Source organism: Flavicella sediminum (assembly GCF_006381105.1).
GTDB classification, from domain to species: Bacteria; Bacteroidota; Bacteroidia; order Flavobacteriales; family Flavobacteriaceae; genus Flavicella; species Flavicella sediminum.
In genome coordinates, this window is sequence record NZ_VDET01000007.1 from 353,326 (window position 1) to 375,934 (window position 22,609).

At 33.1% G+C, this 22,609-nt stretch carries 21 protein-coding genes; 16 read left to right on the forward strand and 5 right to left on the reverse strand.

The annotated features are described in order from the left end of the window. Window positions 1–38: 38 nt before the first annotated feature. Complete coding sequence (locus FGM02_RS09475; RefSeq protein ID WP_139958125.1) at window positions 39–335, reverse strand: DUF721 domain-containing protein; 297 nt, start codon at window positions 333–335, stop codon at window positions 39–41. 75 nt (window positions 336–410) lie between these two features. Continuing rightward, window positions 411–1,490: a DNA replication/repair protein RecF gene (recF, locus tag FGM02_RS09480; RefSeq protein WP_139958126.1), complete on the reverse strand. Its 1,080-nt coding sequence runs from the start codon at window positions 1,488–1,490 to the stop codon at window positions 411–413. A 171-nt stretch (window positions 1,491–1,661) separates the two neighbouring features. Between recF and FGM02_RS09485 the strand changes: the two genes are divergently transcribed. From FGM02_RS09485 to FGM02_RS09530, 10 genes are all read left to right on the forward strand, one after another. Then, the gene (locus FGM02_RS09485; protein ID WP_139958127.1) at window positions 1,662–2,426 is read left to right on the forward strand and encodes a tetratricopeptide repeat protein; all 765 of its coding nucleotides are present in this window, start codon (window positions 1,662–1,664) and stop codon (window positions 2,424–2,426) included. Window positions 2,427–2,431: 5 nt separating this feature from the next. Continuing rightward, on the forward strand, window positions 2,432–2,911 hold the full coding sequence (gene ribH / locus FGM02_RS09490; RefSeq protein ID WP_139958128.1) for a 6,7-dimethyl-8-ribityllumazine synthase: 480 nt from the start codon (window positions 2,432–2,434) through the stop codon (window positions 2,909–2,911). Window positions 2,912–2,982: 71 nt separating this feature from the next. Next, window positions 2,983–3,273, forward strand: a complete 291-nt coding sequence (locus tag FGM02_RS09495) for a hypothetical protein (protein ID WP_139958129.1) — start codon at window positions 2,983–2,985, stop codon at window positions 3,271–3,273. Then, entirely contained in the window at window positions 3,273–5,132 is a 1,860-nt protein-coding gene (gene mutL, locus FGM02_RS09500; RefSeq protein ID WP_139958130.1) for a DNA mismatch repair endonuclease MutL, read from the forward strand. The genes FGM02_RS09495 and mutL overlap by 1 nt, the downstream gene beginning before the upstream one ends. 2 nt (window positions 5,133–5,134) lie before the next feature. Continuing rightward, the gene (locus FGM02_RS09505) at window positions 5,135–5,866 is read left to right on the forward strand and encodes a rhomboid family intramembrane serine protease (RefSeq protein WP_139958131.1); all 732 of its coding nucleotides are present in this window, start codon (window positions 5,135–5,137) and stop codon (window positions 5,864–5,866) included. Window positions 5,867–5,881: 15 nt separating this feature from the next. After that, entirely contained in the window at window positions 5,882–6,736 is an 855-nt protein-coding gene (locus FGM02_RS09510; RefSeq protein WP_139958132.1) for a rhomboid family intramembrane serine protease, read from the forward strand. 13 nt (window positions 6,737–6,749) lie between these two features. Further along, on the forward strand, window positions 6,750–7,769 hold the full coding sequence (locus tag FGM02_RS09515; protein WP_139958133.1) for an endonuclease/exonuclease/phosphatase family protein: 1,020 nt from the start codon (window positions 6,750–6,752) through the stop codon (window positions 7,767–7,769). Between the two features lie 25 nt (window positions 7,770–7,794). Further along, entirely contained in the window at window positions 7,795–8,946 is a 1,152-nt protein-coding gene (locus FGM02_RS09520; protein ID WP_139958134.1) for a geranylgeranyl reductase family protein, read from the forward strand. Window positions 8,947–8,956: 10 nt separating this feature from the next. Continuing rightward, the gene (locus tag FGM02_RS09525) at window positions 8,957–9,685 is read left to right on the forward strand and encodes a pseudouridine synthase (RefSeq protein WP_139958135.1); all 729 of its coding nucleotides are present in this window, start codon (window positions 8,957–8,959) and stop codon (window positions 9,683–9,685) included. A 4-nt stretch (window positions 9,686–9,689) separates the two neighbouring features. Further along, complete coding sequence (locus FGM02_RS09530) at window positions 9,690–10,457, forward strand: hypothetical protein (RefSeq protein ID WP_139958136.1); 768 nt, start codon at window positions 9,690–9,692, stop codon at window positions 10,455–10,457. Window positions 10,458–10,505: 48 nt separating this feature from the next. Here the strand turns inward: FGM02_RS09530 and FGM02_RS09535 are convergent, their stop codons facing one another. From FGM02_RS09535 to FGM02_RS09545, 3 genes are read right to left on the reverse strand one after another with little or no spacing between them, the layout of a single operon-like run. Then, a complete protein-coding gene (locus tag FGM02_RS09535; protein ID WP_139958137.1) occupies window positions 10,506–11,669 on the reverse strand; it encodes a sigma-54-dependent transcriptional regulator in 1,164 nt (387 codons plus the stop codon). Window positions 11,670–11,701: 32 nt separating this feature from the next. After that, a complete protein-coding gene (locus FGM02_RS09540; protein ID WP_139958138.1) occupies window positions 11,702–13,015 on the reverse strand; it encodes an ABC transporter permease in 1,314 nt (437 codons plus the stop codon). Window position 13,016: 1 nt separating this feature from the next. Then, the gene (locus tag FGM02_RS09545; RefSeq protein WP_243739388.1) at window positions 13,017–13,979 is read right to left on the reverse strand and encodes an ABC transporter ATP-binding protein; all 963 of its coding nucleotides are present in this window, start codon (window positions 13,977–13,979) and stop codon (window positions 13,017–13,019) included. A 96-nt stretch (window positions 13,980–14,075) separates the two neighbouring features. Between FGM02_RS09545 and FGM02_RS09550 the strand changes: the two genes are divergently transcribed. The 6 genes from FGM02_RS09550 (at window position 14,076) to FGM02_RS09575 (ending at window position 22,586) form a co-directional block, all read left to right on the forward strand. After that, window positions 14,076–14,522: a MarR family winged helix-turn-helix transcriptional regulator gene (locus tag FGM02_RS09550; RefSeq protein WP_139958139.1), complete on the forward strand. Its 447-nt coding sequence runs from the start codon at window positions 14,076–14,078 to the stop codon at window positions 14,520–14,522. 22 nt (window positions 14,523–14,544) lie between these two features. Then, window positions 14,545–16,947, forward strand: a complete 2,403-nt coding sequence (locus FGM02_RS09555; RefSeq protein WP_139958140.1) for a 3-hydroxyacyl-CoA dehydrogenase/enoyl-CoA hydratase family protein — start codon at window positions 14,545–14,547, stop codon at window positions 16,945–16,947. Between the two features lie 63 nt (window positions 16,948–17,010). Beyond that, on the forward strand, window positions 17,011–18,195 hold the full coding sequence (locus FGM02_RS09560) for an acetyl-CoA C-acyltransferase (RefSeq protein ID WP_139958141.1): 1,185 nt from the start codon (window positions 17,011–17,013) through the stop codon (window positions 18,193–18,195). A 26-nt stretch (window positions 18,196–18,221) separates the two neighbouring features. Further along, complete coding sequence (locus FGM02_RS09565; RefSeq protein ID WP_139958142.1) at window positions 18,222–20,015, forward strand: acyl-CoA dehydrogenase family protein; 1,794 nt, start codon at window positions 18,222–18,224, stop codon at window positions 20,013–20,015. Between the two features lie 163 nt (window positions 20,016–20,178). Beyond that, window positions 20,179–21,627, forward strand: coding sequence for an MBOAT family O-acyltransferase (locus FGM02_RS09570; RefSeq protein WP_139958143.1), 1,449 nt, complete (start codon window positions 20,179–20,181; stop codon window positions 21,625–21,627). Between the two features lie 2 nt (window positions 21,628–21,629). Then, entirely contained in the window at window positions 21,630–22,586 is a 957-nt protein-coding gene (locus FGM02_RS09575) for a hypothetical protein (RefSeq protein ID WP_139958144.1), read from the forward strand. Window positions 22,587–22,609 lie beyond the last annotated feature (23 nt).

Genomic DNA, 22,609 nt, shown 5'->3' on the forward strand with positions numbered 1-22,609 from the left:
ATATTTAGAAATAATTTTTTCAATGTTCAAAACACATTTTATAACAACATTACTTTTTTAATGTCTTCAGCTCCTAAAGCTTCATTCATCATGGTTCTAATTTTTTCTTTTCCGTAACTCAATTCTTCTCTTAATACAGAAGAAGACAGTTTTACAAAAAGTGTTGTTCCTTTCAATTCTACTTTTTCAGTATAAGAAGCGACACCATTTCCCATCAAGCTATCCCAGTTTTCCTTAACTGAAATTTTCTTCATTCCACCGGAAAGATTATTTTCTTTTATAAAAGACCCCATTAGGTCTTTCATTGCTACATATTCATTTTCACGTTTTGCCATTTTATTTTATACTTTTTACATTTCGTTATTTACTTTTAACAAGGAAAACTCTGTTTTATAGATGTACTTAAGCAGCTATAATTGAAACATTTTATAAGATTTGTTAATTCTTTTTACAACTTCTTCTGTTCGTTCCGCATGGGTATCGGTAATAAATATTTGCCCAAAATTATCTTGATCCACCAAACGGATAAGCTGGGTCACTCTATTTTCATCCAGTTTATCAAAAATATCATCTAACAACAATAAAGGAGTGACTTTTGATTTTTGTTTGATAAAATCGAATTGAGCTAATTTTAAAGCAATCAAATACGATTTTTGCTGCCCTTGCGAGCCAAACTTTTTCACAGGAAAGCCATTAATCTCAAAAAGCAAGTCGTCTTTATGTACACCAGCACTTGTATATTGTAAAACTCTGTCCTTTTCTAAGGAATTCTTTAATAAATCTTCAAAATTCATATCAGACAACTGCGATTTATACACCAAATCTACTGCTTCTTTTCCAGCGGTTATTGTTTTATAGCGCTCATTAAATATTGGCACAAAGGCTTCTAAAAATGCATTTCTCTTTTCAAAAATAATAGTTCCGTAAGCTACCAATTGCTCATTATATACAGATAAATTTACGGGATCAAAAACCCTATTGGCTGCAAAATACTTTAGCAAAGCATTTCGTTGGGTGACCAATTTATTATAAGCTATTAATGTTTTTAAATAACCTTGATCTTGCTGCGAAATTACATTGTCTATAAATTTCCTTCTGGTTTCGCTCCCTTCAATAATTAAGTCTCTATCAGCCGGTGAAACAATTACCAAAGGAAACTGTCCTATATGGTCAGAAAACTTATCGTAAGCCTTCCCATTTCTTTTCACAACCTTCTTTTGACCTTTTTTTAAGCTACACACCAAAACTTCCTCTCGATCATTAATTTGATAGCTTCCTTCCAACATAAAAAATTCTTCTCCATGCCGAATATTCTGAATAGCCACCGAATTAAAATAACTTTTTGCAAAAGACAAATAATAAATGGCATCCATTACATTGGTTTTCCCTACACCATTATGGCCAACAAAACAATTGATTTTCTGTTCAAAATCAAACACTTGATGCACTAAATTCTTATAATTAACAAGCGATAGTTTTTGTAAATACATGCCTTTTTTTCCAATTATTTAAGAAAGTGCAAATTATTAAAATTTTGCCGAAAAGACCCTTTTAAAATCCAATTAAAAAAACTATTTTTGCTTCCCTGTGTATAAAAATGCAGACGTATAATTACGTAGCTATTTTGAAGCACATTATTAATTTTTAAGAAGAAAAGAAACATGGCAACATACAAGAAGAAAGGTCAAAAGAAAGTAAAAAACGAACCAGTTCAAGAAGTAGAAGAAGAAAGCACAACGGCTGAAGTATTTAACACCTTAGACGAAACTGCTTCAAAATCGGAAGAATGGGTTGAGAAAAATCAAAAACCTTTGTTTTCTGGATTGATTGCTATTGCTGTTGTAATTTTAGGTTATTTAGCCTATACAACCTATGTAACGGAACCTAAAGAAATTGATGCCGCCAACGAATTGGCTTTTCCAAAAGAAAGTTTTGACTTAGCTGCTGAATCAAATTCTGCTGCAGATTCATTATTTACCGTTGCTTTAGAAGGAGCAAATGGAAAATACGGTTTCTTAGATATTGCTAAAAAATACGCGGGAACAAACGCAGGAAACTTGGCAAATTATTACGCAGGTATTTCTTACTTAAAAACAAAACAGTACAAAAGCGCTATTGAGTATTTAGGGAAGTTTTCTTCAGATGATGCTTTATTAGGACCTGTTGCTCTTGGAGCTATTGGTGATGCTTTTGCAGATTTAAATCAATTAGAAGATGCTTTGTCTTATTACGAAAAAGCGGCAAACGCTAGTAGCAATTTAGCTTCTACTCCTTTATTCTTATTAAAAGCAGGAAATACCGCTTTAGAATTAGGTAAGGCAGACCAAGCTGAAAAGTTGTTTACAGAAATAAAAACAAATTATTCAAAATCAAGTCTTGCTAACAATATAGAATTATCTATCAACAAAGCAAAGTACGCTAAATAACACCTATGGCTACAACCGACTTATCAGCATACGATAAAACAAAAGTCCCAAATGCGAAAGATTTTCGATTTGGGATTGTTGTTTCTGAATGGAACGAAACTATTACAAACGGACTTGCACAAGGTGCTATAGACGCATTTATAGACAATGGTGTTTCGGAAGAAAACATTATTAGATGGGATGTTCCTGGAAGTTTTGAATTGATTTACGGATCTAAAAAAATGGTGGAAACACAAGATTTAGACGGTGTAATTGCTATTGGAAGCGTAATCAAAGGCGAAACAAAACATTTTGATTTTGTTTGTGATGGTGTTACCCAAGGAATTAAAGATTTAAACATACAACAAAACATTCCAGTAATTTTTTGTGTACTTACCGATGATACGATGGAGCAAGCAATTGCTAGATCTGGTGGAGCACATGGAAATAAAGGTGTGGAATGTGCTATTGCAGCAATTAAAATGGCGGTGTTAAAACAACTATAATTTTTCTTTATTCGCTTGACCACCTGTTTTAATTTCTGTAGTTTTGATTATCACTCTCAAATTTAAACATTATGTTAGGTACTCCTTTTAAACAAAGAGCTCATTACGTTTTCAATTACAAACCTCGTTACTTTGACGAGCGTAAACAACGTTTGGAAAATTTAGAAAAAAAGTACCATTCTGAACACGCAAACGAAGATTCAGATTACCATATTACACTTACAAAAAACAATTTAAAAGACAATTGGGCGAAGGCTAAAAATAGTGGTGCTGATACCAGTACCAGTAAACGCTTGGCCATTATTATTGCTATTCTTGTAGGAATTTGTGCCTATATTTTTGAATTACACACACTTATTTAATGTCAGATATCATCCAATTACTTCCCGACCATGTTGCCAATCAAATAGCAGCCGGTGAAGTAGTGCAAAGACCTGCTTCTGTTGTAAAAGAATTGCTAGAAAATGCGATTGATGCAGGAGCTTCTCAAATAAAACTTATCATTAAAGATGCCGGAAAAACATTAATTCAAGTAATTGATGACGGTAAAGGAATGAGCGTAACCGATGCACGATTGTGCTTTGAACGTCACGCGACTTCTAAAATAAAAGATGCACAAGATTTATTCAATTTAAATACCAAAGGATTTCGAGGTGAAGCGATGGCTTCTATTGCAGCAATTGCGCATGTCGATTTAAAAACACGACAAGAAAATGAAGAGCTAGGAACTTGTATCAAAATTGAAGGTAGTAAAATTGTGTCACAAGAAGTAGACGCTACTTCAAAAGGAACAAGTGTTGCTGTAAAAAATTTATTTTACAATATTCCTGCCAGAAGAAATTTCTTAAAATCAGATACTGTTGAGACTAGGCATATTGTCAATGAGTTTCAACGTGTGGCCTTGGCGCATAATGAAATTGGATTCTCTATGAATCATAACAATTCTGAAGTCTACAATTTAAAAGAAGGAAATCTAAAACAACGTATTGTTGCGGTATTAGGTGGTAAAACCAATGAAAAATTGGTACCTATTGAAGAACATACCGATGTGATAGAAATAAGTGGATTTGCGGCAAAACCTGAATTTTCTAAGAAAAAAAGAGGGGAACAATTCTTTTTTGTAAACGACCGATTTATTAAAAGTTCGTATTTGCATCATGCCGTTACAAGTGCTTTTGATGGTTTGTTAGGAAGTGGCTACCATCCCTCCTACTTTTTATATTTAAGAGTACCACCCGAAAGTATTGACATTAATATTCACCCAACAAAAACGGAAATTAAATTTGACAATGAAAAGGTGCTTTATGCTATTATTAGAGCTTCAGTAAAGCATAGTTTGGGTCAGTACAATGTAGCACCCGTTCTCGATTTTAACAGAGATTCCTCTATGGACACACCTTATGCATTGTCTAGTACTTCGTATTCCAGTACACCAAACATTACGGTCGACCCAAATTTCAATCCTTTTGAAACAAGTGCACCAAAAGTTAGCTCGAGTCATTCTCCTAGCTCACATTCAAATTCGAATCATTACAACTATCAAAAAGAAAATACCGACAACTGGGAGGCTTTATATACAACCATTGAAACAGACGAACCTTCTTTTAGTCAATCTGAAATGAGTTTTGAATCGGATTTTGAAAACGAAACAACAGGAAAAACTTTTCAAATTCAAAGAAAATATATTTTAAGTTCAATTAAATCAGGTGTGGTTTTAATTCATCAAAATTTAGCACATCAAAGAATTTTGTACGAAGAATTTTTAGAAAACATTACGGTAAAGGAAGCTCCCAGTCAGCAACTTTTGTTTCCGGTTGAAATTTCTTTTGAAAAACAAGACATCGAGTTGATCAAGGAATTGCAAGAAGATTTAGAAAATACCGGTTTTTTATTTGATAAAATCACGAAGGAATCTATTGTTGTCAAAGGAATACCCACTACCATTACGGAAAGCCAGATCAATATTATTATAGAACAACTTTTGGATGATTTAAAAGATGAAATTCCGGAAACTAGTTTTAGTCAGTTAGATATTATTTCAAAATCGTTAGCAAAATCGTTGGCTATAAAAACAGGAAATACTTTGTCTGGAAAAGAGCAAGAAAATTTGGTAAACAACTTATTTTCATGCAAAGATCCATCCATTTCTCCTTTTGGAAAGAAAACATTTGAAACATTAACTATTGGAGAATTGGATAAAATATTCACCTCAAAAATTTAGCTATGGGAAGAATTACTGAAGTTATAAAGCATCTGATTATTATCAACGTAATATTTTTTATTGCGCCGCAGTTATTGCAAGCCATTGACCTGCAAAGTCTGTTTGCCTTGTACCTTCCAGAAAATCCGAATTTTGGTTTTTGGCAATACCTAACGCATATTTTTATGCATGGTAGTGTATCGCATATTTTATTTAATATGTACGGTTTATGGGCCTTTGGTACTCCATTAGAACAAATGTGGGGGAAAAATAAATTTATCTTTTTCTATTTCTCTGCAGGCTTAGGTGCAGGATTAATTTATACGGCCGTCAACTATTTCCAATTCAATGGAATTTATGAGCAATTGGTTCAATTAGGTTTGTCGAGCACCGATATTCAAAATATTTTAGACACAGGAAAATACAATCAACAAGTAGTCACTTTATCAGCGGAAGAATTGGGGAAATTCTATAGTTTGTATCATGTACCTGCCGTAGGTGCATCTGGTGCAGTATACGGAGTCTTAGTAGCTTTTGGCTTATCATTTCCTAATTCAAAATTGGCTTTGATCTTTTTACCGATACCAATTGCGGCTAAATATTTTATTCCGGTGATGATTTTCGGTGATTTATTTTTCGGAGTAACAAAATACTCCATTGGAAACATTGCCCATTTTGCTCATATTGGAGGTGCTTTGATTGGATTTATCATTGCCTGGTATTGGAGAAACAATCAATTTAAACGTTGGAATTAATAGCTATTTAAATATATGAACTCAACAGTTAACAACCTTTTATACAAATATAAAAACGGAAGCATCGTAGAAAAATTGATCTACCTAAATGTGGTTGCCTTTTTATTAATGTATGTCGTAAATTCTGTCGCTTTCCTTTTCAATTACCAAGGAGCGAACTTTGTTTACGAATGGTTTTCAATGCCTGCTGATGTCGATTATTTGATCACTCGTCCATGGACCATCATCACTTATGGTTTTTTACATGGCGATTTTTTACATATCCTATTCAACCTCATTTGGCTGTATTATATAGGTAATTTATTTATCGATTATTTTACCCAAAAACAATTGTTATCTTTTTATATCTACGGAACCGTTTTTGGAGGTTTGATTTATTTGTTGAGTTATAATTTCTTTCCAGCCTTACAAAATACAAACGCAACATTGGTTGGTGCCTCTTCAGCCGTTTCTGCCATATTTATTGGTATTGCTACCTATATTCCAAATTATGAATTCCGTTTGCGATTTATCGGTTTTGTGAAATTGTGGGTGTTGGCGGCTATTTTTGTTGCCATTGATGTTATTCAACTACCTTCAGGAAACACGGGTGGGCATTTGGCACATTTAGGTGGAGCTTTATTTGGTTATTTATATGTGAGACAATTTAAAAAGTCGAGTGTAAAAATTTCCAATCCGTTTGCCAATTTATTCAAAAGAAAAAGCACTTTAAAAACAGTTTACAAATCAAAACGTAAAACAAGTACAACAGCTTCAGACAAAAACAGTCAGCAACAAATAGATGCTATTTTAGATAAAATCAGTAAATCTGGTTATGATTCTTTAAACCAAAAGGAAAAGGACTTATTGTTTAAACAAAGTAAAAAGTAAGTCGTAAACCCTAATGAAAAAATTACCTTTTACTGACAAACTTATTTTTATACTTAATTCCTTGGCGGGGTTTATATTGTTGTGCTGCTATATACTTCCATATATTCCTCCAAAACAATATCCGCTTGCCCCAATTTTTGCTTTGGCTACGCCAGGAATTATTTTGGTGAATTTTTGTTTTGTTATTTATTGGGTCGTCAAACTAAAAAAGCAATTTTTCCTTTCTACCATACTTTTAGCTTTAGGCTACAGTTATCTAAACAATTTTATAGAAATTTCGGAAAAAAAAGTTTTTTTAAATGATGATTTAAAAATCATGTCCTACAATGTCCGGTTATTTAATGCCTATGAATGGTCGAAAAAAGACAGTTTAAATTTTAAAATTTATGATTTTATCAAAGATAAAGATCCAGATATTTTAGCCATTCAAGAACATTATTTAAAAAAGGAACATCAAATACACTATAAATACTCCTATTTAAAAAAGCCCTTACATAAAAGAGCATCGACTAGTTTGGGTATTTATTCCAAGTATCCAATAATCAATAAAGGTTCTTTAGGGTTTAAAAACTCAGGTAACAATACCATTTTTTGTGATGTAAAATTCAAAAAAGATACTCTTCGCATTTATAATATTCACTTGCAATCCTTAAGCTTGGATAAGAATAAGGAAAATTTTGGAGAAGAAAATTCAGAAAAATTAATTTCTATTTTTAAAAAGTCTTTTACAGAACAACAAAATCAAGTTGTTCAAATTTTAGAGCACGCGAATAAAAGTCCGTATAAAAATATATTTATGGGCGATTTTAACAACAATGCTTTTTCTTGGGTTTACAAAGAACTTTCAAAAAACAAAAAAGACGCTTTTAAAGAAGCTGGTTCAGGACTCGGAAAATCATTTGATTATTTTTTCCCTTTCCGAATCGATTTTATGTTGACTGATAAAAGTATACAAATCAATAATTTTAAAACCTATTCTGTAAAATATTCCGATCATTACCCAATAATGGCCAGAATAAATTTGGCAAATTGATATCTTTACACAAAATAAAAATCACATGAAAATATATGACGTTGCAATAATAGGAAGCGGTCCTTCTGGTGCTTCTGCTGCCTTAAAACTTGCTGAGAACGGTATTTCTGCAGTTATTATTGAAAAAGAAACTTTGCCTCGTTACAAAACTTGTGGTGGTGGCTTTGTGTATCGTGGTCGCAAAAACATGCCTTTTGACATCAGTTCTGTGGTTTCTAAAGAATTCAACAAAATTGAAATTTATTTCGACAAATCAGGACAACACCTTACTGCCGAACGCCCAGAACCTTTAGTTACGATGGTAATGCGTGACGAGTTTGACAATTTAATTGTTGAAAAAGCAAAGGAAAAAGGAATCACGCTTTTGCAAAATCATAAATTAACTAAAATTTCTTTCGAAGAAAATATCATATTGCATACTTCGGAAGGTGAGGTACATACAAAATTTGTCATCGCAGCAGATGGCGCTCTAGGACCAACTGCAAAACTTACGGGTTGGACAGATACCAGATATATGATTCCTGCGCTTGAATATGAAGTAGAAGTATCTCCAGAAGATTTTGAGCGTTTGTCTAAAGAAGCACGCTTTGATTTTGATGCTGTTCCTTTGGGATATGCCTGGAGTTTTCCTAAAAAGAATCATTTATCCTTGGGGGTAGCCACCATGCGAAGAACAAAAATTGACTTAAAAAAATACTATAGAGACTATTTAAAAACACTTGGAATTAAAGAAGTCATCAAAGAAGAATTTCATGGTTTTCAAATTCCTGTGGGTGCAAGAACCGATGGATTTGTAAGAAAAAATGTTTTCTTAGTAGGTGATGCTGCTGGTTTTGCCGATCCAATTACTGCTGAAGGAATATCCAATGCTATTTTAACCGGTGTTATGGCTGCTGAAGCAATTGTTGAAGGAAAACTTGACTCGAAAAAATCGCAAGAATTATACGAAGCAAAATTAAATGAAGTTTTAATACCTGAGCTAAAAACAGGAGCCTACTTGGCTAAACTTTTTTATGAGAATACCAGTTTAAGAAACCTATTAATGAAACGTTACGGATCTCGTATGTGTGAGGCCATGACAGAAGTATTTATGGGAGAAAGAACCTATCCTGCAGATATCAAAAAGAAAATCACCGAAAAATTTAAAGGTATGGTTTTTAACAAATTCAAAAACTAACAATTCCAACATGCAAACCAAAAGACTAAATAAAGCCATTTCTGAAACTGGATATTGTTCTAGAAGAGCCGCTGATAAATTAATAGAAGAAAGAAGTGTCAAAGTAAATGGCGAAATAGCAGGACTTGGCGTTAAGGTTACTGCATCAGATGTTATTTCTGTTTACGACCAAGTCATTACCAAAGATGTAGAAAACATTTACTTAGTCTTCCATAAACCTGTTGGCATTACCTGTACAACCGATACGAAAATAAGGGGTAATATTATCAACTATATCAACTACCCTGAAAGAATTTTTCCTATTGGTCGTTTAGATAAACCCAGTGAAGGGCTTATTTTCATGACCAATGACGGTGATATTGTCAATAAAATTTTACGTTCAAAAAACAACCACGAAAAGGAATATATTGTTTCAGTAGATAAAAAAATAACGGAATCTTTTATTAAAAAAATGGCAAATGGAGTCCCTGTTCTTGATACCATATCTGATCCTTGCAAGGTTGAAAAAATAAACGAATACACCTTTAAAATTATTTTGACCCAAGGTTTGAATAGGCAAATTAGAAGGATGTGCGAATATTTAGGCTACGAAGTACAAAAATTAAAAAGGGTACGAATCATGAATATTGCCTTAGGAAATTTAAAACCTGGAAAATACCGCTCGTTTACAGAAAGAGAATTGCAAGTCATGAATCACCTTGTTGGTCATTCAAGTAAAACAGAAGAAGCTTCAAGATAATTGTATGAGTACTTTAGAACCTGCTTTGACAAAAGAAGATTTTCAATCCATTTTAAAAGTTGCCGCACGAAGAATAGGCTTACTTTTTCTATTTGTATTCGGCTTGTATTTTGATGGAAAAGGATTTGCAAAGATTGTCCCAAACAATCAGTTCTACCTGAATATCTTAATGATTACGGCTTTTTTCATTCTGTATTACCGTTCTACACCCAGAACAAAAAAACTTATGATTTATGGTGTTGCCATTGGTTTTGTCGGTGAACATTTATTTTCAAGAATTTTAGGGATGTACACCTACCGTTTAGAAAATGTTCCGCTCTATGTTCCCTTTGGACATGCTGCTGTATATGCCCGTGTATTTATTTTTGCGAAAGCTTCTATTATTCAAAAACACCACGACAAGATTGTAAAATTTTTAAGCATACTCGTAGCGATTTACGCCACATTATTTTTAATTTTTCTAGGAGATGTTTTCGGATTTGTCATGACCCTTGTTATTTTTCTTATTCTTTGGAAAAGACCCAAAGACAGAATGTTTTTTTTAACTATGTATACCGTGGTAGCTGTATTAGAAATTGGTGGTACTAGTTATGAATGTTGGTATTGGCCAACTACGGCTTTTGATGCTTTTCCATTCCTAAAAAGCTACAATCCACCTAGCGGAATTAGCTTATTTTATTATACTTTAGATATTGGCTGTTTTGTTTTTTACAGACTTTTTAACAAACAAGTTTGGCAACGCTATACACAAATAAAAAAAGTAACGACCTAAAAAAAGCTCTGATTCAAATCAGAGCTTTTTTTATCAAATAATAATTATTTATTTACTTGCAAACATTTTCACATCGGCTTCGGAAATTTCGTTTCCACCTAAAATAAGTAACCTTTCTACTACATTTCGTAATTCTCTCACATTACCTGTCCAATCATAACCTTTAAGTAAACTCATAGCCTCTGCAGAAAAACTTTTATTAATGGCTCCTTGTTCTTTAGAAATCATTTTTGAAAAATGAGTCACCAACAAAGGAATGTCCGACCTTCTATCATTTAGCGCTGGGACTTTTATTAGAATAACAGCCAACCTGTGGTACAAATCTTCTCTAAACCTGCCTTCTGCTATTTCTTTTCTTAAATCTTTATTGGTAGCTGCTACAACACGAACATTCACTTTAATATCCTTATCGCTACCTACCCTACTAATTTTACTTTCTTGTAAAGCCCTTAAAACTTTGGCTTGTGCCGAAAGGCTCATATCTCCAATTTCATCTAAAAAAATGGTTCCATTATTCGCGGCTTCAAATTTCCCTGCTCTATCTTTATTAGCCCCTGTAAACGAACCTTTTACATGTCCAAACAACTCACTTTCAATCAATTCAGAAGGAATCGCTGCACAATTTACCTCTATTAATGGAGCTGATGATCGCGTACTTTTTTCGTGCAACCAATGTGCGACTAATTCTTTTCCTGTACCATTAGGGCCGGTAACCAAAACTCTAGCATCTGTTGTAGCTACTTTTTCAATCATGTCCTTTATGGCAATAATTGGCGCGCTTTCACCAATCATTTCATAGCCTTTGCTTACTTTTTTCTTTAAACGTGCATTTTCAACTACCAATACTTTTCTATCTAAAGCATTTCTAACAGTATTTAATAGTCTATTCAAATCTGGTGGTTTTGATATATAATCAAATGCTCCCAACCTCATAGTATGAATAGCCGTATCTAAATCACCATGACCAGAAATCATGACAATTGGAATTTCAGGTTTAATTTTTCGTGCTTTTTCCAATACTTCCACACCGTCCATTTTAGGCATTTTAATATCACATAAAATTAAATCATAATCTTCTTTGGTTAATTTTTCTAGTCCTTCTAAACCATCTTCAGCTTCTTCTACATCATAAGAACTATTTTCTTCTGAAATAATTTTAGTCAATACTCTACGAATTGCAGCTTCATCTTCAATTATTAATATTTTACTCATTCTCTAATTTCTTTAATTAAACATCGTTAAAATTAATATTTCAACCACTTGTATAAATCTTTATAAGTAGGCTTCTTTCCATACATTAAAATACCAACTCGATAAATTTTTGCCGCCACCCAAACCATACCCACAAAACTTAGGGTAAGTAATAATAGTGAAAGTAATAGTTCCCACCAAGGAACTCCGAAAGGAATCCTCATTAACATTACAATGGAAGAAGTAAAGGGTATAATTGAAAAGATAGTCGCCACTGGGCCATTAGGATCACTTAACACAGAAGCAAAACCAATATATACCGCCAACATTAAAGGCATAATTACCGGCATCATAAATTGCTGGGTGTCTGTTTCACTATCTACTGCGGCTCCAATGGCTGCATAAATAGAGCTGTATAAGAAAAAACCTCCAATAAAATAAAAAATAAATAATACAAACATTTTAAGCAATGGCAAAGCGAGAATTTCTGCCAATAAATTTGTCAATTCTTCTGCTTTAAATCCCGATTCTTGCATCAATTCTTTGGATGGTGTATTTTGTAGATCTCCAAATTCTACTCCTACAAACAAGGAAACCACAGTCCCTAATATAAGTAACAATACAATCCATACAAAAAATTGCAACAAACCCGCACAGGCATTTCCTATAATTTTACCCAACATTAATTGAAAAGGTTTTACCGAAGAGATAATTATCTCTATAATTCTACTGGTCTTTTCTTCAATCACATTTCGCATGACAGAATTGCCATAAATAATAATAAACATCATGAGCAAATAACCAGAGCCCATACCCAAACCAATTTTTAACCCATTCCCTAATTTTGATGATTTTTCTCCAGAGGAATTACTTTGTTTGATGTTTACTGCAAAATTTGCCGCATTAATGTTTTTTTGACTGATGCCTAATTCTTTAAGTTTGTATGCTTTTAATTTATTGGCAACTAATTTTTCCAAATGCTCTAAAAACAAAATACTTGGCGCTTCTTTAGAATAAAAGGCAACAGAACTGGCCAATTCTTTTAGCCCGTTGGCTTCTGAAGGAATAGTGACCAAACCATAATAATGACCTTTGTCTATTTCTTCTTTAGAAAACGCAACTCCAAGTTGGGTAACATCTATATATTTTGTGTTTTTAGTTGTTACAAAAACCTCTTCAAAATTTAAAGACGATTCATTTACATAGGCTATTTCCTTTGCTGAATTATTATTGACTTTCGTTAAATAAAAAATTAACAGCCCCATTCCTATCATTAAAACAGGACTTAAAAAAGTCAGTATGATAAATGATTTATTTCTAACTTTTCCGATAAACTCGCGATAGATAATTAATTTTAATTTTTCCATATTATGCTGAAATTTTATCGTTACGCTTTGAAACTGCCTCTAAAAAAATTTCATTCATGGTCGGAATTTTTTCTGTAAAATGTGTCAAAGGCCCAAAGGAAGTTAGTCGATTAAAAAATGTATGCTGATCCATTTCTGGTGGCAAGGAAACGTTTAAGCGAAGACTGTCATTTAAAGAAGCAAAATTAGCCTCAGAAATCAAAAACTCTGAACTTATTTCTTTTTGTACTTTCTCCTTGTCTAAACATTGGATTCCTACTTCAAATAAATTTGTTTTGTAATCCAATTGAATCTTTTTTAAAGGCCCTTCTAAAACCTTTTCTGATTTATGGATCAAAGCAACATAGTCACACATCTCCTCTACCGACTCCATTCTATGCGTTGAAAATATTATGGTGGTCCCTTGATCTCTTAACGCTATAATTTCTTTCCCAATTAATTTTGCATTCACAGGATCAAATCCACTAAAGGGTTCATCAAAAATCAATAATTTGGGTTGGTGCAATACGGTAACAATAAATTGAATTTTTTGAGCCATTCCTTTCGACAATTCTTGAATTTTTTTATCCCACCAATCAGTAATTTCAAATTTTTCAAACCAATAGTTCAATCGCTCTGTAGCTTCAGCTTTTGTCAAACCTTTCAACCTTGCCAAATACAAAGCTTGCTCACCTACTTTCATCGACTTGTACAAACCTCTTTCTTCAGGTAGATAGCCTATCATTGAAATATGTTCTGGCGCTAAAGGTTCATTGTCTAAATAAATGGTTCCAGAATCGGGTAATAATATTTGATTTACCATTCGAATCAAAGTTGTTTTCCCAGCTCCGTTTGGTCCAAGTAATCCATAAATACTTCCTTTAGGTACCTGAATAGACAAATTATTCAAAGCCCTATAATTACCAAAATTTTTGGTTAAATTTTCAATTTTTAACAAGTGTATGTCTTTTAAGAATGCATTCAAAGATAGAATTTTTATGAGAAAAATATTTAACAGATTTAATTTTGTTTCTAGCAAATATTTTGATAGTTTTACTGTGCACGCATAATAAATTTCAAAATGAATTATAGAGAAAGTACTGTTTGTCACCACTTAAGGGCCACCTGGCAAACGGTTGCAAAAATGTATAATGAAGAAGCGAGTCATCATGGAAGTACAATGGCCACAGGATTTGCCCTCTTAAATATTGATTTAGAAACAGGAATTCAATCTACTGCACTAGGCCCCCAAATGGGCATGGAAGCAACAAGTCTTTCTCGATTATTAAAAAAAATGGAATCCAAAGGATTCATTTATCGAGAACGAAATCCAGAAGATGGCCGAGGAGTTTTGATCAAATTAACAGAATTAGGAAAAGAAAAAAGAGAAGTCTCTAAAGGAAGCGTATTGCAATTTAATAAAATTGTAAAAGACAATATCACCGAAACTCAATTGCAACATTTTTTTGAGGTGTCTAATAAAATTAATCAACTGATTTCAGAAAAAACAATCTATAACAAAAAATGATCTTAAGATCGAATACTATAAAATGAAAAAACGAATTAAAAAAATCGCAATTATTGGTTCTGGTATTATGGGATCAGGTATCGCATGTCATTTTGCCAATATTGGTATTGATGTTTTACTCTTAGACATTATTCCTAACGAATTAAATGACAAAGAAAAAGCTAAAGGACTTACTTTAGAGGACACAGTTGTTAGAAACAGAATTGTTAATGACAGTTTAAATGCTTCCTTAAAATCAAAACCCTCGCCTATTTACATACAAAGTTTTGCTGATCGAATTCGCACAGGAAATCTAGAAGACGATCTTTCTAAAATTTCTGATGTGGATTGGATTATGGAAGTTGTTGTTGAACGTTTAGACATCAAAAAAATAGTATTTGATAAAATAGAAAAATTCCGAAAACCAGGAACTTTAATTACTTCAAACACCTCGGGTATTCCTATTAAATATATGAATGAAGGAAGAAGTCAAGATTTTAAAGAGCATTTTGCGGTGACCCACTTTTTTAACCCTCCTCGCTATTTAAAATTATTTGAAGTCGTACCCGGACCTGATTGCAAACCCGAAGTTGTTGATTTTTTAATGGCCTATGGAGAAAAATTCTTAGGTAAGACTTCAGTATTAGCCAAAGACACACCCGCTTTTATAGGAAATAGAATTGGGATTTTTGGAATCATGAGTTTATTTCATATTGTAAAAGAATTAGGACTTACTGTTGAAGAAGTTGACAAACTTACTGGTCCTGTCATAGGAAGACCAAAATCTGCCACCTTTAGAACGGTGGATGTTGTTGGTTTAGACACCTTAGTGCATGTGGCCAATGGACTTTATGAAAACTGTCCGAATGATGAAGCGCACGACTTATTTAAATTGCCAGATTTTGTAAAATCCTTATTGAAGAACAAATGGTTAGGGAACAAATCAAGACAAGGTTTTTATAAAAAACAAACAGATAGCAAAGGCAAACGAGAAATATTGGCTTTAGACTTAAATTCGATGGATTATGGTCCTGCTAAAAAAATAAATTTTGCAACGCTTCAAATGACGAAAACCATAGATCATGTGATCGATCGGTTTAAAGTACTTGTAAAAGGAAAAGACAAAGCTGGAGAATTTTACAGAAAAACATTTGCCGCTCTTTTTGCCTATAGTGCCAATAGAATTCCTGAAATATCTGATGAATTGTACCGAATTGACGATGCTATGAAAGCTGGTTTTGGTTGGGAACATGGACCTTTTCAAATTTGGGATGCCATTGGTGTAGAAGCAGGAATTGAGTTGATCAAAGCTGAAGGGCTGACATTAAATAGTTGGGTTAAAGAAATGCTTTTGAAAGGACAGAAAAGTTTCTATTCCATAAAAGAAGGAGCTACTTATTATTATGATATTCCTTCTAAAGAAAATAAAAAAATTCCAGGACAAGACAGTTTTATTATTTTAAATAATATTAGAGAAACCAAAACCATTTGGTCTAATAATGATGCTGCCATTCAACATTTAGGCGATGGAGTTCTAAATGTTGAATTCAAGTCTAAAATGAATACCATTGGTGGTGGTGTATTGCAAGCCATTAATAAAGGAATTGATTTAGCAGAACAAGAATACGAAGCAGTAATTCTAGGAAATCAAGCCGCCAACTTTTCTGTGGGAGCCAATTTAGCAATGGCATTTTTATTGGCTATTGAACAAGAATACGATGAATTAAATATGGCTACAAAATTATTTCAAGACACGGTTATGCGTCTTCGATATTCTTCTGTGCCAACACTACTTACACCAAGAGGAATGACTTTTGGAGGAGCGTGTGAAATGAGTATGCATGTTGATAAAGTGGTTGCTGCTGCAGAAACTTATACTGGATTGGTAGAATTTGGTGTTGGAATTATTCCTGCCGGTGCCGGAACCAAAGAAATGACCTTAAGAGCTTCAGAATCATTTTTAAAAGATGATGTAAAATTAAACAGACTTAGAGATAGTTTTATCAATATTGCCATGGCTAAAGTTGCTACTTCTGCCCATGAAGCCTTTGATTTAGGATTTTATCAAAAAGGAAAAGACATGGTGGTCGTCAATGCCGACCGTCAAATTGCAACCGCCAAACGTTATGCTTTACAAATGTTAGATGATGGGTATACACAACCCACTCCTAAAAAAGTTAAAGTATTAGGACAACAAGTTCTAGGAATGTTTAGAGTGGGAACAGACAGTTTACAAAAAGGACATTATGCCTCTGAACACGATAAAAAAATAGCCAACAAACTTGGTTATATTATGGCAGGTGGAAATCTTTCTGAACCAAGTTTTGTAAGTGAGCAATATTTATTGGATTTAGAACGAGAAGCTATTTTATCTTTATTAGGGGAGAAAAAAACCTTAGAAAGAATTCAGCATACATTGAAAACAGGAAAACCGTTAAGAAACTAGTATTGAGTAGAAGATTCGAAAATTAAATCTGACACCATTACTAATAAAAAAATCTAAATCACAATGAAAACAGCATATATAATACAAGGATACAGAACAGCCGTAGGAAAAGCTCCTAAAGGGCTCTTCAGATTTAAACGTCCAGATGAATTGGCAGCAGAAACCATAGAACACTTATTAAAGAATGTTCCTGAATTAGACAAATCTAGAATTGATGATGTCATTGTAGGAAACGCCATGCCTGAAGCGGAACAAGGACTGAATATGGGTAGGTTAATTTCTTTAATGGGACTTAAAATTGATACCGTAGCAGGAATGACAGTTAACAGATACTGTGCTTCTGGATTGGAAACAATTAGTATTGCAGCCGCAAAAATTCAAGCTGGAATGGCCGACTGTATTATTGCTGGTGGTGTGGAAAGTATGAGTTATATTCCTATGGGTGGTTACCGCCCTGTTCCAAATTACAAAGCAGCAGCCAATGGACATGAGGATTACTATTGGGGAATGGGATTAACCGCAGAAGCAGTGGCAAATCAATACAAAGTTTCTAGAGAAGACCAAGATGAATTTGCCTTCAATTCCCATAAGAAAGCTTTACATGCATTAGACAATTCTATTTTTGATGACGATATAGTACCGATAAACATTGAAGAAATTTTCGTGGACTCGAATGGAAAAAAACAAACAAAATCTTATTCTGTAAAGCAGGACGAAGGTCCTAGAAGAGGAACTTCTGTAGAAGCTTTGTCTAAATTAAGACCTGTATTTGCTAGTGACGGAAGCGTTACAGCAGGTAATTCATCACAAATGAGTGATGGGGCTGCCTTTGTTTTAGTCATGAGTGAAGAAATGGTGAAAGAATTAAATCTAGAACCGATTGCCAGAATGGTTTCTTTCGCTGTGGCCGGAGTACCTCCAAAAATTATGGGAATTGGCCCTATAAAAGCCATCCCAAAAGCTTTAGACAGAGCAGGCATGAAATTACAAGACATAGACTTAATTGAACTAAACGAAGCCTTTGCGTCGCAGTCATTAGCTGTGCTACGAGAATTAGAAATCAATCAGGAAATTGTAAATGTAAATGGTGGAGCTATTTCTTTAGGCCATCCACTGGGCTGTACAGGTGCTAAATTATCTGTGCAACTATTTAATGAAATGAGAAGAAGAAAAAATAAATATGGTATGGTTACCATGTGTGTAGGTACAGGGCAAGGAGCCGCTGGTATTTACGAATTTTTAAAATAATTTAAACTAAACTAACACCAATTCACATGGAAACTATAAAAGGAGGAGAATTCTTACTAAAAGAAACTAAATCAAACAACATATTTATTACTGAAGATTTTTCAGAAGAGCAATTAATGATGAAGGATTCAATTCAAGAATTCATCGATAAGGAAGTATGGCCACATAAAGAACGATTTGAAAAAGGTGATTATGCCTTTACCGAAGAGTTGATGACAAAAGTAGGTGAAATGGGCTTACTAAGTATTTCCGTTCCGGAAAGTTATGGAGGAATGGGAATGGGTTTTGTATCTACCATGTTGGTTTGTGATTATATATCAGGAGCTACAGGGTCCTTAGCTACAGCATACGGTGCCCATACTGGAATTGGAACCATGCCCATATTGTTGTATGGTACGGAAGAACAAAAACAAAAATACATTCCAAAACTTGCCACAGGTGAATGGTTTGGATCTTACTGTTTAACGGAACCTGGTGCCGGTAGTGATGCAAATTCAGGAAAAACAAAAGCAACATTGACTGAAGATGGAAAACACTATTTGCTTAATGGTCAAAAAATGTGGATTTCAAATGCAGGTTTTTGTAGTTTGATGATTGTTTTTGCAAGAATTGAAAATGACAAAAATATCACTGCTTTTATTGTTGAATATGATAAAGAGAACCCAAATGGAATTACTATGGGGGAAGAAGAAAAGAAATTAGGAATTAAAGCTTCCTCTACCCGTCAAGTATTTTATAGTGACACCAAAGTTCCTGTAGAAAATATGCTTTCTGAAAGAGGAAAAGGTTTTAAAATTGCCATGAACTCTTTAAACGTTGGGCGTATAAAATTAGCAGCAGCTTGCTTAGATGCTTGTAGAAGAGTGAATACCGAAAGTGTTAAGTATGCCAACGAAAGAAAACAATTCAACACCGCTATTTCTTCATTTGGTGCTATTCAATACAAATTGGCTGAAATGGCTACAAAAACTTTTGTCACAGAAAGTGGAAGTTATCGTGCTGCGAAGGACATTCAAAATAAAATAGATGAATTATTAGCTTCTGGGTCAAGTCACCAAGAAGCAGAATTAAAAGGTGTTGAAGAATATGCTATAGAATGTGCTATTTTAAAAGTTCATGCTTCAGAAACAGCTCAATATGTTACGGATGAAGGTATTCAAGTTTTTGGAGGAATGGGATTTTCTCAGGAAACTCCGATGGAATCTGCTTGGAGAGATGCAAGAATTGGTAGAATTTACGAAGGAACAAACGAAATTAATAGATTGCTTATTGTAGGTATGTTACTAAAAAAAGCCTTCAAAGGTGAATTAGATTTAATGACACCTGCTATGGCTGTAGGAAACGATTTAATGTCTATTCCTTCTTTTGAAACACCTGACTACTCAGAATTATTTTCAGAAGAAAAAGAGATGATTGCAAAAATGAAAAAAACATTTTTGATGATTGCAGGTAAAGCTGTTGAAACTTATGGAATGGATTTGGAAAATCACCAGCAACTAATTATGGTAGCCTCAGATATTGTTATTGAAACCTATTTAGCAGAAACGGTTATCTTAAAAACAGAGAAGTTAATTTCTATGAAAAGTGCCGATGCATGTAAAGAACAAATTGCCATAGCGCAATTAAATTTATTTCACGCCGTAGAAAAAGTAAATAACAAAGGAAAAGAAGCTATAGTTTCTTTTACTGAAGGCGACGAACAGCGTATGTTGTTAATGGGCTTAAAGCGATTTACAAAATATACCAATCATCCAAATGTAATGAATTTAAGAAAAATTATTGCAGAAAAATTAATTGCAGAAAACAAATATTGTTTCTAAAAAAAATCACCTAATTTAATATTCCAAATCGTCTAAAAAGAAATTTTTAGACGATTTTCTATTGAAATCAAATACAACCAGACTATAATTATTCGCCCATAAAAACATTGTGAATCCTTCTTGAAAACACTAATTTGCGAATCAAATTTCACGAAAAAAAGTAATGCTATTTAACTCAATAGATTTTGCCATATTTTTACCTACTGTATTTATACTGTATTGGTTTGTTGCAAACAAAAATTTAAAACTTCAAAACTTATTAATCGTTCTGGCTAGTTATTTATTCTATGGTTGGTGGGATTGGCGGTTTTTATCCTTAATTTTATTCAGCACTATAATTGATTACAGTATTGGTATTCGATTATCAAATGAAGAAAACACATCAAAAAGAAAGATTTTATTATGGATAAGTATTTTGATAAATATTGGATTTTTAGGATTTTTCAAATATTACAACTTCTTTTTAGATAATTTTATTTCTGCTTTCTCCCTTTTTGGAACTACAATAAATTCCAGTGGGTTGAACATAATTTTACCTGTTGGAATAAGCTTTTACACTTTTCAAACATTGAGTTATACAATAGATATCTATAAAAAGCAACTGGAACCTACAAAAGACTTTATTGCGTTCTCTGCCTTCGTTAGCTTCTTTCCTCAATTAGTTGCTGGTCCAATTGAACGAGCTTCCAATTTACTTCCTCAGTTTTATATTAAAAGAACTTTTGAATACAATAAAGCAGTTGATGGGGCAAAACAAATAGCATGGGGCCTCTTTAAAAAAATTGTGATTGCTGACAATTGTGCCCAATATGCTAGTATTATTTTCAATAATTCTCAGGAATATTCAGGAAGTACTTTGGTGCTAGGAGCCCTATTTTTCACTTTTCAAATTTATGGAGATTTTTCTGGCTACTCAGATATCGCTATTGGGACCTCTCGTCTATTCGGTTTTAACTTAAAACAAAATTTTGCTTTTCCATATTTCTCAAGGGATATCGCTGAATTTTGGAGACGATGGCATATATCTCTTTCTACCTGGTTTCGTGATTATGTGTACATTCCTTTAGGCGGAAGTCACGGAAGTACTTGGAATAAAATAAGAAATGTTTTTATTATTTTTATTGTAAGTGGCTTTTGGCATGGAGCTAACTGGACATTTATCGCCTGGGGAGCTTTAAATGCACTCTATTTTTTACCTATACTTTTGACTAAAAAAAACAGACAACACTTAAATACAGTTGCACAAGGTAAACATTTTCCAAGTTTTAAAGACTCTTTGTCCATACTTTCAACATTTGCTCTAACGGTTTTAAGTTGGATTTTTTTTAGAGCTAATGATATGGGACATGCCATACACTATATTTCAAAAATTTTTTCAAGATCCCTTTTTACCATACCTGTATTCGAAAAAGACGATTTCACTAAGCCTTTATTTCTTTTGATATTTGTTTTCTTAACACTTGAATGGTTTGGAAGAGAACAAAAATATGCTATCGCTCAATTAGGTTTAAAATGGAAGTGGCCATTTAGATACTTCGCATACTACCTATTAATAATTGCCATTTTTTGGTTTTCCGGAAATAAACAAGAGTTTATATATTTTCAGTTTTAATTATGAAAAAATTCATTACTAAAATCATCTTTCTAGCTTTACCAATCATTGTTTTAATGTTTGTTGCTGATTATTATATAACCCAAAAAACAAAAAACAACCACGAAGGACCTGGTGAAATTGAAGTTTGGAATGATATATATAATGGAAATATAACTGCTGATATAGCAATATATGGTTCTTCTCGCGCTTGGGTTCATATAAACTCTAGTATACTAGAAAATTATCTAGCTACAAAAGTTTATAATTTTGGTATGGATGGTCATAATTTTTGGTTGCAATATTTAAGACATCAAGAATATTTAGAACACAACAAACCTCCAAAAATTATTGTTCTTTCTGTTGATGTTTTCAGCTTAAAAAAAAGAAAAGATTTATTTCGATCTAGACAATTTATACCATTTATGTTTTGGAACAGTGCCATTGAAAAGTTCACCTCATCCTATAATGGTTTTGGTTTTGAAGATTATTACTTTCCTCTTTTTAGGTATTATGGCTCAACAAGTGGAGCCAGCTCTTTACTCAAACCTGCATCCTATATAAAACCTTATCGAAATAAAGGCTATAGAGGTCATGAATTACAATGGAATCATGATTTAGCTAAAGCAAAATTGAGTGACGAAAATCGTTATATAGCTATAGATTCTAGCAGTGTATCCTTGTTTGAAAAATTTCTTATAGAATGCAAATCGAAAAAAATAAAAACACTTTTTGTTTATACACCAGAATATATTGAAGGTCAAGATTTTATTAAAAACAGAAAGGAAATTTTTGAAATTTATATGCGTTTTTCAGAAAAATACAAAATCCCTTTTCTTGACTATTCAAATGACGATCTATCTCACGATAAAACTTTTTTCTACAATGCCTCACATTTAAATAAAAAAGGTTCTGATCTGTTTTCAAAAAAATTAGCTAACGATTTAAAACCCCTCATCCAAAACCGCTTGCTCAACTAACAAAATAATATAACTTATCAACA